This is a genomic window from Microbacterium sp. NPDC057944 (assembly GCF_042887445.1).
GTDB classification, from domain to species: domain Bacteria; phylum Actinomycetota; class Actinomycetes; order Actinomycetales; family Microbacteriaceae; genus Microbacterium; species Microbacterium natoriense.
This window is the reverse complement of sequence record NZ_JBHVPJ010000001.1, coordinates 109,568-122,261: the sequence shown is the minus strand read 5'-3', so window position 1 is coordinate 122,261 and position 12,694 is coordinate 109,568. Positions and strand designations below refer to the sequence as shown.

Here is a 12,694-nt window from a genome sequence, read left to right as displayed (position 1 = left end):
CTCTCCGGAGCGTCGCGGGCGCACAATGGGGAGCATGGATCCGACGTCGACACCCGATGCCCCGCGCGTGCGGGGAGCGGTGGTCGACGGGCAGACGCGGTGCGTCCACTACCGCTCCGAGCTCGACGTCATCGCCATCCGGTTCGCGTGCTGCGGCGAGTTCTATCCGTGTCACCTCTGCCACGAGGAGTCCGCGGGACACCCCTCGACGGTGTGGCCGCTCGAGGAACACGATGCCGAGGCGGTGCTGTGCGGCGTCTGCGGCTCCGTGCTCACCATCGCCGAGTATCTGGAGTCCTCCTCATGCCCGCGTTGCGCGTCGGGGTTCAACCCCGGATGCTCCCTTCATGCGCACCTGTACTTCGAGGTGGCCCCGTAGGCTGTGGGCACCGCAGGGCAGCAGGCAGGGGGCGACATCGTGGACGTGATCGAACAGTGGAAGAGCGCAGGCGAGACGGCGGATGCCGCGCTCGCCGCGGAGGTCCTCGCTGACGACGCCGTGCTGATCTCTCCGCTCACGGACGGCTTCGCCTTCCGCGGGCGTGAGCAGATCCGCGAGCTCCTCGTCTCGGCGTTCGAGGTTCTCGACGGCATCCGCTTCGACGGCGAGGTGCGTGGCGACGATGAGGTCGTGCTGTTCGCGACGACGACGGTCCGTGGGCGCACGCTCAACGAGTGCCAGCGGCTTCGCCTCGACGACTCCGGGCTGATCCGGGAACTGACGCTGTACATGCGGCCGCTTCCCGCGGTGACCGCTTTCACGCGCGCGCTCGGGCCGGTGATCGCCCGTGCGCAGGGGCATGCGGGGACGGCGCGGGTGCTGACCGCCGCTGGCGCGCTGCTCGACGGCGTGGCCTCGTCGGGAGACCGGACGTTCATGCCGATGGCGGCGCCGGGGCGCTCCCGCTAGCCGACCGAGAACACGGTCTGGGCGGCGACCTCGCCGATCCCGCCGTCCGCGTCGAGGTAGTGCACCGACAGCGTGTGCGGGCCCTCGGGCAGGGGCACCACGAACTCGTCGGACCAGCTGAGGGTGTCCGGGGCGATCCCGATCGTCTGCGCATCCACGAGGATCGCGAGGTCGGCGTCACCGGCACCCCACACCGCGATGCTGACCGTGTCGTTCTTCGCGTCGGTCGTCACCCGGACGACGACGGTCGACGACCACCAGGACGAGCCCCGTGGGCCGGACATCAGGGCATCGACGCGCTCGCCGTCCTCGTCGGCATCGTTGCGCGCGGGCGTCGCCTCATCCTTGTGATCGTTGCCGAAGGCGTTGCCGCTGCCGGGCTTCGTGACGATCTCCACGGGCTTCTCGGCGGCGGATGGCGCCGTCGTCTCGACGGGATCGAGCAGCGGTGCGGCCGGCGGCACGGCGGGCGGGGGAGTCGATTCGGGTATCGCCGACGGGGCGGCCGGAGTCGGCTCGACGGGTTCGGCGACGGCAGGCGATGCCGAGGGGGTCGGAGCGGATGCCGTGGGCACGGAGGTCGACAGCGTGGGTGTGAGCACACCGGTCGCGTCCGGCGCCGCCTCGGGGCGCACGAACAGGCTGCCCCCGACCGACAGTGCCACCGCGGTCGCGGCGGCGACGGGCCAGAGCAGCGCCGCCGAGTGGCCGGCTGCGTGGAGCGCCGGCTGCACACCGGCGGACGCCCCGGCCCAGCCGGACAGTCCCGTCGTACCCACGACCGCGGCCGCGGCCTGCTCTGCGGGGAAGAGCGCGGGGGCGAGCACGAGACCTGCGCCGCCGGCGAGGAGCGGGCCGATGGTCATCGCTCTGGCGAGCTTCCTGGCCTCGCCCGCGGCCGAGCGGCAGGTCGCGCACCCGTCGAGGTGCGCGGTCACGAAGCGCTCGGAGCGCGGAGAGAGATCGTCGTGCGCGTACCCTCCGAGCAGCTCGATCACGCGCGCGTGGTCGGTGCCGTCGGGCGCCGCTCGAAGATGCGCCCGGATCCAGGCCTTGCGGAGGGCGTCGCGGGCCCGGTACGTGAGCGCGGCCGCCGAGTTGGGGCGGATGCCGAGGAGCTCGGCGATCTGACGCGGGGGCAGCTGCTCCACCTCGCTCAACCACAGCGCGTGCTGCCAGCGTTCGGGGAGCGAGTCGAACGCCTCTGCCAGAGCGGTCGATGTCACCATCGCCTCGACGTCGATCGCGCCGAGGACGGACGGGGGATGCTCGGTGTCGTCCAGGGAGCTCATCAGCGGCGTGCGGCGCGCGTGGCTCATCCACGTGTTCTTGACCGTCGTGAGCAGATAGGGGCGGAAGCTGCGCTGCGGACCCTTGCCGGCCCTGAGCTGGCGGAGGATGCTGACGAACGCGTCGGACACCACGTCTTCGGGGTCGGGCGGCGACGAGCCGAGGCTCCGGGCGTAGGCGACGGCCACGGGTGCGTGTCGGCGCCAGAGCTCGGAGAAGGCGTGGCGATCGCCGTCACGGCTGCGGAGCAGAAGCTGACCGTCTGTCTCCGCGTCTGTCGTGTCGCTGGGGTCGTCCATGGAACCTCGTCTTGCCGATCGGCTTCGGGCGCCGGTCGTGAAGCGAGACTACCTCACGCCGGTGAACGGGCCGGAGGAGGAGAAGGGGCGAGCGGGGCCATGGGAGGCGGCCCCGCTCGCCGGGCCGCGAAGTGAGGGGAGATGCGGCCCAGACGCAGATACGAAGGTTATCCCCAAGATCCGTTCTTCGTCATATGAGCAAGACGGTGCGAGGGGCGGATGATGACGCGAGTTCGGCAAAGTTTCTCCGGGTGCGCGGTTCAGTGCTCCGCGTGATCCTCCTCGAGGAGCATGCCCACCGACGTCGCGCAGGCGTCTCCCTTCCACGCCTCCAGCCCTTCGCGCACGGCGAAGACCGCGATCACGAGACCGGCGACGGCATCCGCCCACCACCATCCGAACAGGCTGTTCAGAACGAGTCCGAGGAGCACGGCCGCCGAGAGGTACGTGCAGATCAGGGTCTGCATCGAGTCCGCGACGGCGGTGGCCGAACCGATCTCCCGACCGGCCCTCCGCTCGGCGAGAGAGAGGAACGGCATCACCACGACGCTCACGGCGGTGAGGATGATCCCGACCGTGCTGTGCTCCGGGCGGGTGCCGCCGAGGAGCGTCAGAGCCGATGACACCGTGACGTAGGCCGCCAGGGCGAAGAACGCGATCGCGATGACCCGCAGAGTGGGCTTCTCCCAGCGCTCGGGGTCGCGACGCGTGAACTGCCAGGCGACCGCCGCGGCGGACAGCACCTCGATCGTCGAGTCCAGACCGAAGCCGATCAGGGCCGTCGATGAGACGGCCGCCCCGGCCGCGATCGCGATGACGGCCTCGATCAGGTTGTAGCCGATGGTCACGGCGACGATGATCCGGATGCGCCTCTCCAGAGTCGCGCGCCGCTCCGGTGCGATCGTCGACGGCATCAGCAGGTGCACCCTTCGCCGTCGCAGCAGTCGGGTTCGACGATGAGCGCCACCCGCATCAGGTCGCCGAGGGCCGGGGCGAGATGCTCGTCGGCGAGGCGGTAGCGGCTGCGGCGTCCGTCGGGGACGCTCTCGACCAGGCCGCAGCCGCGGAGGCAGGCGAGATGGTTGGACATCACCTGCCGTGTGACGTCGAGCGTCTCGGCGAGGTCGGACGGATACGCCGGCGCCTCCCGGAGGGCGAGCAGGATGCCGGCCCTGGTGGGGTCGGACAGGGCATGCCCCAGGCGGGACACGGCTGCGGTGTGGGTGAGGGAGGCGGTGGTCGTCACGTCCTCAATGTACATGAAGGCCTGAATTCAGAAAGTAGTGAACCAAAGAATCGTGACAGATGTCACCCTGTCCGGTGACACGGCGGCACTTCTGAGAGACGAGCGACGCTGATGGGCTGGAGGGACATCCAGGCGCGGCGACCACGTCGAGCCCTGACCCGAACGGAACCCATGCGGAAGCTCGCGAAGTCCCTTCTCCTCACCGCCGGCGTCATCGTCGCGGTGCCCGTGCTCGCCCTTGCGACGACAGCGACGGCGAACGCCATCGCGACGAACGCCGAGGCGGCGCAGATCCGTCCCTACGGGAAGGGCGTCCCGGTCGGCGGCAAGACCATGAACGTCGTCGTCACCGGAACCGGAGAGGAGACGATCGTCCTGCTCCCCGGGCTGGGCACGGCCGCGCCGGGACTCGACTTCCTGCCGCTCGCCGACGAGCTGAGCGCGGATCACCGCGTCGTCGTCGTGGAGCCGTTCGGCACGGGCCTCAGCGATCCCGCAGACACTCCCCGCACCGCGGACAACATCGTGACCGAGATCCACGGCGCCCTCGCTCACCTCGGGATAACGCGATACGCGCTGATGGCTCACTCGATCGGCGGGATCTACGCGCTCACCTACAGCCAGGAGTACCCCGAGGAGCTCACCGCGTTCATCGGGATCGACAACAGCGTGCCCGACCAGCCCGGTGCGGACGAGCCGATCCCGACGGACGCCATGGTCGTGCTGAAGAACCTCGGCATCACGCGCGTGCTCGCCGGCCTCGCCGGAGATCCGTACGAGGGGCTCCCCTACGACGCGGAGACGAAGCGTCAGATGGCGCTGCTGACCACGAAGAACACGGGAGCGGCCACGATGATCGACGAGGTCGCCCATTCCGTGACGAACTTCGCCGCGGTGAGCGGTGCCGCCTTCCCCGTCGCGCTTCCCGTACTGGAGTTCGTGAGCTCTCAGGACTCCGCGGAATGGGTGGAGATCCACGAGAAGCAGGCAGCCGGCGTCGATCGAGGCGAGGTCGTCGTCCTCGACGCGCCGCACTATCTGCATCATGTCCTGGCGCCGGAGATCGCGCAGAGGACCGCGGCGTTCCTCGTCACGATCCCGCAGTGACGGCATCCGAATCGCCGGAACGACCCGTGGTGGCGACGGCAGCCCTATCGTGGTGAGGATGACCGGCATCGACGAGTCCGCGACGGAACGGCGTCGCCGCGGTGCCGCGCCACCGCGGCGCACGCGGCCGCTGTCTCGAGGAGTATCCGCCACCTGGTGGTACACGGCGACAGCGGTCTTCACCTTCGATCTCGTGCTGGTCGGAGTATGGGCGATCGTGATCTCGGCCTTCGACTCGCGAGCGCCGGTCGCCCTCGTCGTGGTCGGCGGGCTCGTCTGGTGCGCGTCCCTCGTGCCTCTTCTCGTCGACTATCGGCAGCGGCTCGATGTCGATCGGCATGCGCAGCGGACCCGTCTCTTCTTGCCCGTCGCGCTCGCTCTGGGATACGGGGTCGCCGCAGGGCTCGTCGTCGGATCCTGGACGCTGGTGGTCGTTCCGATCGTGCAGTCGCTCATGCTGCTGAGCTGGCGTCGGGGCGTTCGGGCCGCACTGGTCATCGGGGCGACCGTCGCCCTCGGCATCCTCGCGGCGGTGGACGTCGGCCCAGGGCGCGACTTCACCCTGCTGATTCCCCTCGTGTACTCCGTCATGCTTCCCGTGATGACCGTCAGCTCGCTCTGGTGGTGGGACGTCCTGATCGCCCTCGACAGGGCCAGGGCATCGGAGGCGAGGCTCGCAGCAGCGCAGGAGCGCCTGCGGGTCGCGAACGACGTGCATGATCTGCAGGGACATCACCTCCAGGTCATCGCCCTTCAGCTCGAGCTCGCTGAGCGGCTCATGCCGCACGATGCGGAGGCGGGCATGGAGCAGCTCGCAGCTGCACGCGGGAGCGTGGACGATGCACGGCAGGGCACCAGGGATCTCGCCCTGAGCTTCCGTTCGGTGCCCCTCGGAGACGAGATCGCGAACGCGCGGGATCTGCTCGAGGCGGCAGGACTGGACGTCGACGCGGTGATCCCCCCGGACGCCGACGACGCTCCCGCCGCCGTGCTCGGACCGGTCGTCCGTGAGACGACGACCAACGTGCTCCGGCACGGCGGCGGTCGTCGGGCGCGGCTCGTCCTCAGCGGCGACGGCGAGGTGTGGCGGTACGAGATCTCCAACGACGTCTCCGTCATCAGCGGGCGGGCCGGGGGCTCCGGCCTCGACGGGATCCGCCAGCGGGTCGGCGAGGTGCACGGCTCACTCGAGGTCGTGATCGAGGAGAACGATTTCACGGTCTTCGTGACCGTGCCGGCGCTGAAGGGGGAGAAGCGATGATCCGGGTGCTGCTCGCGGATGACGAGGCGATGATCCGCTCGGCGCTCGCCGCGCTCCTGAGGCTGGAGGGCGACATCGAGGTGATCGCAGAGTGCGAGGACGGAGAACAGGCCCTGGCCGCGGCGTTGCGTCTGCGACCCGACGTGTGCCTTCTCGACCTGGAGATGCCCGGGCTCGACGGCGTACAGGTGTCGGAGCGGCTGAGCCGCGTGAGTGATGCGCGGTGCATCGTGGTCACCCGTCATGCCAGGCCCGGAGTGCTGCGGCGTGCTCTGGCATCGGGAGTGGCGGGCTTCCTGCCCAAATCCAGGGACGCGAAGGAGGTCGCAGCGGTGATCCGCAAGGTCGCCAGGGGTGCGCGCTACGTCGACCCCGAAGCCGCCGCCGACGCGTTGAGCGACCAGCGTTCGCCCCTGACCGATCGCGAACTCGATGTCCTCCGCGCCGGAATGCGCGGGGAGACGACGGAGCAGATCGCCCGTGCTCTCGCGTTGGCCCCGGGGACCGTGCGCAATCACATCTCTGCGATCCTCGGCAAGCTCTCCGTCGACACCAGGCAGCGAGCGGTGATCCTGGCCGAGGAGAACGGCTGGATCTGAGCACGGGGCGATCAAGCGCCGAAATCCAGCTGAAACGCGCGGTCACTAACCTGGGTGGCACGACGGTGGAGGAGCGGCGATGACGGTGTCGATCGAGAGGGTCGAGTGGGAGCATCCGGATGCCGTGCGCCTGCGCGCCGCGCAGCGCGCGGAGCTGGACGAGCGCTACGGCAGCGACGACCACGAACCCGGTGTGGTCCCGACGGCGCACGATGTGCCCGTCTTCCTCATCGCGAGGGATGCGGCGGGGCTCGCGATCGTGTGCGGCGGCCTGCGACCGCTGGACGACGGCGTCCTCGGCCAGGGTATCGCGGAGATCAAGCGCATGTACGCCGCGCCGTCTGCCAGGGGCACGGGCGCGGCGGCGGCGCTTCTGCGGGCTCTGGAGCGCGAGGCGCTGGCGCTCGGCATCCGACGGCTGGTCCTCGAGACGGGCACCGCCCAACCCGATGCCGTGCGGTTCTACGAGCGCGAGGGTTACGCGCCGATCCCGCTCTTCGGGCACTACGTCGACAGCGCTCTGTCCCTCTGCTTCGCACGCGATCTCGGTGTCCGCGACCCGGCGTAGAGTCGCAGCATGCCCTCTTTCGGAACGCTGCAGACCCCGGTCGGCGTGATCGGCGTCGAGAGCTCCGGCACGGCGATCACCCGGGTGACCTGGCGGTCGGTCGCACCGGTCGGCGCGGATGCCGGCCCCGACGCCCTCCTCGCCGAGGCCCTCGCGCAGTTGGACGCGTACTTCTCCGGTGAGCGCGCCGACTTCGATCTGCCGATCGACCTCGGTGTGCAGACCGACGCCACTCGTGCGGTGCTGATGGCCCTCTACGAGACCGTCGGGTCGGGGGAGACCGTGACCTACGGCGAGCTCGCCGCCCGCAGCGGCACGAGCATCCCGGCCAGGGGGATCGGCGCGATCATGGGCGCGAACCCGGTTCCGCTGATCGTGCCCTGCCATCGCGTCGTCGCGGGAGACGGCCTCGGAGGCTACTCCGGCGGAGATCCGGGGCAGGGCCTGCAGACGAAGCGCTGGCTCCTGGAGCACGAGGGCGCGCTGCCGACGTCGCTGTTCTGAACCCTCCGCTGGTCGTGGGCGGGGATTCGCGCCGATCCGAAGAAAGCGTGAAGCGGAATCGCCGGATCGAGGAATATCAGGTGTGAGCACCGACAGTGACATCCTCCGCCGATCCGAGCGGGCGCCCCAGGCATTCGCCGAGGTGTTCGATCGGCACGCGGCATCCGTCGAGTCCTTCCTCCGCCGCCGGCTCGGAGCGGACGCGGCGGAGGATGCCCTCAGCGAGACCTTCCTGATCGCATTCCGTCGGCGGGACTCGTTCGATCACACCTGGGACTCCGCGCGGCCGTGGCTGCTCGGGATCGCGTCACGTGTGGCGGCGCGTCATCGCGCGACCGAGGCCCGTCAGTGGCGGGCGATCGTCGCGTCGACGGGGGGAGCGCACTCGACCGAGGGCGGCATCGACGCGGCGGCGGCGCGGATGGATGCGGCGGCCATGGTCGCCGCCCTCGCCCCGCGCATCGCGGCGCTCTCGGCGAAGGATCGGGAGACGCTCCTGCTGCTGGCGTGGGGCGGACTTAGCCATGAGGAGATCGCGCACGCGCTCGGAGTGCCGGTCGGGACCGTGTGGTCGCGACTGAACCGCGTCCGTCGGAAACTGGCCCCACCGGGGTCGCAGCTCACACGCCTCACCTGGATCGGAAAGGAGCTGGAAGATGGACGTCTTGGAGCTGGTGCGTGAGATCGAGAACGCGCCCGATGACGCGGCGGCGACCCGCATCGCGGCCTCTCGCCTGACCCTCCTCGCCGCGACGGCGGAGCGGCCGCGACGCCGTGTGCGCCCTGGCTGGGTGTGGGGAGGTGCGCTGGGCACGGCATCCGCCGCCGCCGTGGTCACGACTCTCGTGATCGCGGGCACGGTCGCACCGGTCGTGTCGGAGTCGGCATCCGCCGCTGCGGTCGCGGTCCTGAACGACGCCGCAGGCAAGGTGATGGCGGGTGAGGATCCCGCCGTCGGCCCTGGTCAGTACCTGCGCATCCGGGAGACCTACGAGCTCGTCTCGCTCTGGGATGCCGACGCCGATGCCGCGACGTCCGACGAGTACGTGGCGGGGTTCAACACCTCGACCTTCGAGAACGCCGAGGGTGCCGTTCGCACTCGTGGAGTGCGCGACCTGTATGTGCCGGGCGACAGGTCGGGGGACTGGATCCTCGACGACCGGGTCCCGAACGAGGTGCTCGACGTCTACGGCGACCAGGCGGCCGGCCCGGCCTACGATCGGATGGCGGACGCCTATCCGAACCGCGACGCCGACCCTGATGGGATCGAGCGGCTGCCCGCGGGGCTGCAGTCCTGGGACCCCGAGGAGACGAGCGACGATCGCTTCTTCGATCCGTTCCGCGAGTTCTACGACGAGATGCCGCGCGAGCCGGCACAGCTGCTCGCGTGGTATCGGCAGCACCTCACCACGTCAGAGGACGGCAGTTACCTCTTCAGCTACATCACCCGTGCGCTGGGCACCGATCTCATGCCGGTGGACCTCCGGGTGGCGACGCTGCACGTGCTCGGACTTCTGGGTGGCGTCGACGTGGCAGGTCGGAGCGGCGCCGTCACGACGCTGGAACTGCGTACCCGCCTCGGCGAGGGGTCCGACCTCGGCGAAGAGCTCGTGCAGCAGGTCGACATCGATACCGCGTCCGGCCGCATCATCGGATACCGCGATTCGTATCCGACGGGCCGTTCGACACGAGCCCTGCCCGCAGACGTTCCCTGGTCGACGTGGTCGATCGAGGTGAGCGTTGTCGACGAGGCCCCGAGCTTCTGACGCCGCATGACACAGGGGCGGATGCCGTGGCATCCGTCTCTGTGTCATGCGCTCTCCGCCACCTGCGAGAATGGGAGTCCCGCGCCGATTCCGATCTGAGGAGCCACCGTGCAGTACATCTCGACCCGAGGCGGCATGCAGCCGCTGCCGTACTGCGAGACCCTGCTCGAAGGGCTGGCGACAGACGGAGGTCTGGCGGTGCCCGAGGTCATGCCGACCGTCGACGGGGAGACGCTGGAGCGGTGGCGGGCCCTCACCTACCCGCAGCTCGCGACCGAGGTGCTGGGGCTCTTCGCCACCGACATCCCGCGCGAGGACCTCGCGCGCATGACCGAGGCGGCGTACGCGCCGTTCCCCGGATCCGTCGTCCCGCTGCGCGAGATCGACGGCGGCCTCACGCTCGTCGGGCTCTCCGAGGGGCCGACGCTGGCCTTCAAGGACATGGCGATGCAGTTCCTCGGCCAGGTCGTGGAGTACGCGCTGGAGCGCAAGGGCTCCGTCCTCAACATCCTCGGCGCCACGTCGGGCGACACCGGCTCCGCTGCTGAGCACGCCCTCCGCGGCAAGGATCGCATCTCGGTCTTCATGCTCTCTCCGCAGGGGCGCATGAGCACGTTCCAGCGCGCGCAGATGTTCTCCCTCGACGACGCGAACGTGCACAACATCGCGATCGACGGGGTCTTCGACGACTGCCAGAACCTCGTCAAGGAGCTCGCGGGAGACCTCGACTTCAAGCGCACCCAGCACCTCGGCGCCGTGAACTCCATCAACCTCGCGCGCATCACCGCGCAGGTCGTCTACTACTTCTGGGCCTGGTTGCGGGCGACGGATGCCGGTGGCTGGACCGAGCTGTCGTTCACCGTGCCCTCGGGCAACTTCGGCAACATCCTCTCCGGCTTCTACGCCAAGCAGATGGGGCTGCCGATCCGCCGGCTCGTGCTCGCCGCCAACGAGAACAACGTCCTCGACGAGTTCTTCCGCACGGGCGTCTACCGTCCGCGCAACGCCGAGCAGACGCTCGCCACGTCGAGCCCGTCGATGGACATCTCGAAGGCCTCGAACCTCGAGCGCTTCATCTTCGAGCTGGTCGATCGCGACCCCGCCCGCGTGGTGGCCGCGTGGCGCGACCTCGATCAGCAGGGCTACTTCGATTTCACCGCCGACCTCGCGCGCTTCACCGAGGAGTTCGGCATCGTCAGCGGCACCTCGACCCACGCCGACCGGGTCGACACGATCCGTGCCGTCTACGAGGCGGCGGAGGACATCATCGACCCGCACACCGCAGACGGCGTCTTCGTCGCCCGTCAGCACGTCGAGTCCGGGGTTCCGATGCTCGTGCTGGAGACGGCGAAGCCCGAGAAGTTCGCCGAGACGATCCATGAGGCGATCGGGGTCGAGCTGGACTACTCGTTCGATCTGCGCGCGATGCTCGACGCCCCGCAGCACGTCACCGAGATGGCCGACGACGCCGCCGCGCTGCGCGCCTTCATCGAGGAGCACGCGCTGCGCTGATCCGTCCGCGCCGAGCCCCACAGGCCCCCGCGAGCGCTCGCATGATGCCTGTGCCTTTGCCTGTGCCTGCGTCGAGTTCACGTGCAGTCGTCGAGTGCACGGCATCCGTGCGTCGATATCCCGTGCGTTCGGCGACTTCACGTGCAGTCGACGACACGGAGTCGGAGGCGGAGAGTAAGAGCGGGATGTGCGCACTGCACATCGATGAGGCATTCTCGTGCGCAATGCACATGTCGGGAGGTCTTGCCGCGTCGCTACTGTGGCCGACAAAACCCGTCCCTCCTCTCGAAGGATCCTCATGGCACGCACGGCGCACGCAGATGACTTCGCGCTCTCCCGAGTGACTCCCGAGGCCCGCAAGCCCTGGTTCGGAATCGCCGTACAGCGGTTCGGTCAGGTCTCGGCCCTCTCGCAGTTCCTCCTCGGAGCGACCCTCGGCTACAGCATGACCTTCGGCGAGGCCGTCCTCGCCTTCCTCCTCGGCTCCCTCATCCTCGAGGTGATCATGTGCGTGGTCGGCTTCATTGGCCAGCGCGAGGGACTCAACACCGCTCTTCTGGCGCGGTGGACCGGTTTCGGTGAGATCGGCGCCTCCCTCGTCGGCCTCGCCATCGGCATCAGCCTCATCGGCTGGTTCGGCATCCAGTCCGCGATCTCGGCGCAGTCGCTCGACGCCCTCATGCCCGGTGCCCTGCCGGTGTGGGCGTGGAGCCTCATCTTCGGACTCGTCGTCACGGCGATCGTGGCCTTCGGTTTCGTCGGGATGCAGTGGCTGGCGAACATCACCGTGCCGCTGTTCCTGATCCTCGTCGGCTGGTCGGTCATCTCCGAACTGAGCCGTCACGACATCGGCGAGCTGCTCACCGGACCCGCGCCCGGCCCCGCCATGAGCGTGTGGGCGGGCACCGGGATCGTGGCCGGCGGTCTGATCGTCGGGGCGATCATCACCGGAGACATGACCCGCTTCAACCGCTCCCGCGCAGACGTCGTGAAGCAGACCGTGCTCGGCGTCTCCCTCGGCGAGTTCGTGATCGGCCTCGCCGGCGTGCTGCTCGCCCACGCGGCGGGCACCGGAGACATCGTGGCGATCGTGACCTCCTCGGTCGGCTTCATCGGCCTGTTCATCGTCCTCACCGGCACCCTGAAGATCAACGACTGGAACCTGTACTCCTCGACCCTGGGCCTGGTGAACTTCATCTCCACCGCGTTCGGGCGCAACCTGCACCGCGTGACCACGACGATCGTCCTCGGCGTCGTCGGCTCGGTGCTGGCCGCGGTCGGCATCCTCGGGCAGTTCACCGAGTTCCTCATCGTGCTGAGCGTCGCCTTCCCGCCCATCGCCGGCATCATGGTCGCCGAGTACTACATCGTGCGGCGCTGGCGACCCGACCTCGATGCCACCCGCGACGAGGGAACGCTCCCCGCCACCGCTCCCCGGATCGTCCCCACGACCATCGTGGTGTGGTTGGTGTCGGCGCTCGTCGGCTACTTCGTCACCTGGGGCATCCCGTCGCTCATCAGCCTGTTCCTGTCGATGGCGCTCTACGTGATCGCGGGCAAGCTCGGCTGGGTGCGCGGCGTGGGCGTGGCGACGACACGCCAGTCCTCTCCGGTCGAGGCCACGGCCTGACC

Annotated in this window: 14 protein-coding genes; 11 read left to right on the top strand and 3 right to left on the bottom strand. The window is 69.5% G+C overall.

From position 1 onward, the window contains the following. Positions 1-34 precede the first annotated feature (34 nt). Positions 35-379, top strand: a complete 345-nt coding sequence (locus ACFVRO_RS00585; protein WP_386948107.1) for a CHY zinc finger protein — start codon at positions 35-37, stop codon at positions 377-379. 39 nt (positions 380-418) lie between these two features. After that, positions 419-910, top strand: a complete 492-nt coding sequence (locus ACFVRO_RS00580; RefSeq protein ID WP_386948105.1) for a nuclear transport factor 2 family protein — start codon at positions 419-421, stop codon at positions 908-910. Here the strand turns inward: ACFVRO_RS00580 and ACFVRO_RS00575 are convergent. From ACFVRO_RS00575 to ACFVRO_RS00565, 3 genes are all read right to left on the bottom strand, one after another. Then, a complete protein-coding gene (locus tag ACFVRO_RS00575; RefSeq protein WP_386948102.1) occupies positions 907-2,499 on the bottom strand; it encodes a sigma-70 family RNA polymerase sigma factor in 1,593 nt (530 codons plus the stop codon). The genes ACFVRO_RS00580 and ACFVRO_RS00575 overlap by 4 nt on opposite strands. A 260-nt stretch (positions 2,500-2,759) precedes the next feature. Beyond that, a complete protein-coding gene (locus ACFVRO_RS00570; RefSeq protein ID WP_386948099.1) occupies positions 2,760-3,413 on the bottom strand; it encodes a cation transporter in 654 nt (217 codons plus the stop codon). Beyond that, on the bottom strand, positions 3,413-3,745 hold the full coding sequence (locus ACFVRO_RS00565) for a metalloregulator ArsR/SmtB family transcription factor (protein ID WP_341940174.1): 333 nt from the start codon (positions 3,743-3,745) through the stop codon (positions 3,413-3,415). The genes ACFVRO_RS00570 and ACFVRO_RS00565 overlap by 1 nt, the downstream gene beginning before the upstream one ends. A gap of 171 nt (positions 3,746-3,916) precedes the next feature. Here ACFVRO_RS00565 and ACFVRO_RS00560 point away from each other — a divergent pair, with 171 nt between their 5' ends. From ACFVRO_RS00560 to ACFVRO_RS00520, 9 genes are all read left to right on the top strand, one after another. Then, positions 3,917-4,852, top strand: coding sequence for an alpha/beta fold hydrolase (locus tag ACFVRO_RS00560; RefSeq protein ID WP_386948096.1), 936 nt, complete (start codon positions 3,917-3,919; stop codon positions 4,850-4,852). A gap of 58 nt (positions 4,853-4,910) precedes the next feature. Then, on the top strand, positions 4,911-6,113 hold the full coding sequence (locus tag ACFVRO_RS00555) for a sensor histidine kinase (protein WP_386948093.1): 1,203 nt from the start codon (positions 4,911-4,913) through the stop codon (positions 6,111-6,113). Continuing rightward, positions 6,110-6,712, top strand: coding sequence for a response regulator (locus ACFVRO_RS00550; protein ID WP_386948091.1), 603 nt, complete (start codon positions 6,110-6,112; stop codon positions 6,710-6,712). The genes ACFVRO_RS00555 and ACFVRO_RS00550 overlap by 4 nt, the downstream gene beginning before the upstream one ends. 79 nt (positions 6,713-6,791) lie before the next feature. Further along, on the top strand, positions 6,792-7,280 hold the full coding sequence (locus ACFVRO_RS00545) for a GNAT family N-acetyltransferase (RefSeq protein ID WP_386948088.1): 489 nt from the start codon (positions 6,792-6,794) through the stop codon (positions 7,278-7,280). A 9-nt stretch (positions 7,281-7,289) separates the two neighbouring features. Continuing rightward, positions 7,290-7,784: a methylated-DNA--[protein]-cysteine S-methyltransferase gene (locus tag ACFVRO_RS00540; RefSeq protein WP_386948086.1), complete on the top strand. Its 495-nt coding sequence runs from the start codon at positions 7,290-7,292 to the stop codon at positions 7,782-7,784. An 82-nt stretch (positions 7,785-7,866) separates the two neighbouring features. After that, positions 7,867-8,466 (top strand): RNA polymerase sigma factor, encoded by a 600-nt coding sequence (locus ACFVRO_RS00535; protein ID WP_386948084.1) that lies wholly within the window; start codon positions 7,867-7,869, stop codon positions 8,464-8,466. Continuing rightward, positions 8,441-9,550, top strand: coding sequence for a hypothetical protein (locus tag ACFVRO_RS00530; protein WP_386948081.1), 1,110 nt, complete (start codon positions 8,441-8,443; stop codon positions 9,548-9,550). Before ACFVRO_RS00535 ends, ACFVRO_RS00530 begins: the two co-directional genes overlap by 26 nt. A gap of 108 nt (positions 9,551-9,658) precedes the next feature. After that, entirely contained in the window at positions 9,659-11,062 is a 1,404-nt protein-coding gene (gene thrC / locus ACFVRO_RS00525; RefSeq protein WP_386948078.1) for a threonine synthase, read from the top strand. A 298-nt stretch (positions 11,063-11,360) separates the two neighbouring features. Next, a complete protein-coding gene (locus tag ACFVRO_RS00520; protein WP_386948076.1) occupies positions 11,361-12,692 on the top strand; it encodes a purine-cytosine permease family protein in 1,332 nt (443 codons plus the stop codon). Positions 12,693-12,694: the final 2 nt, after the last annotated feature.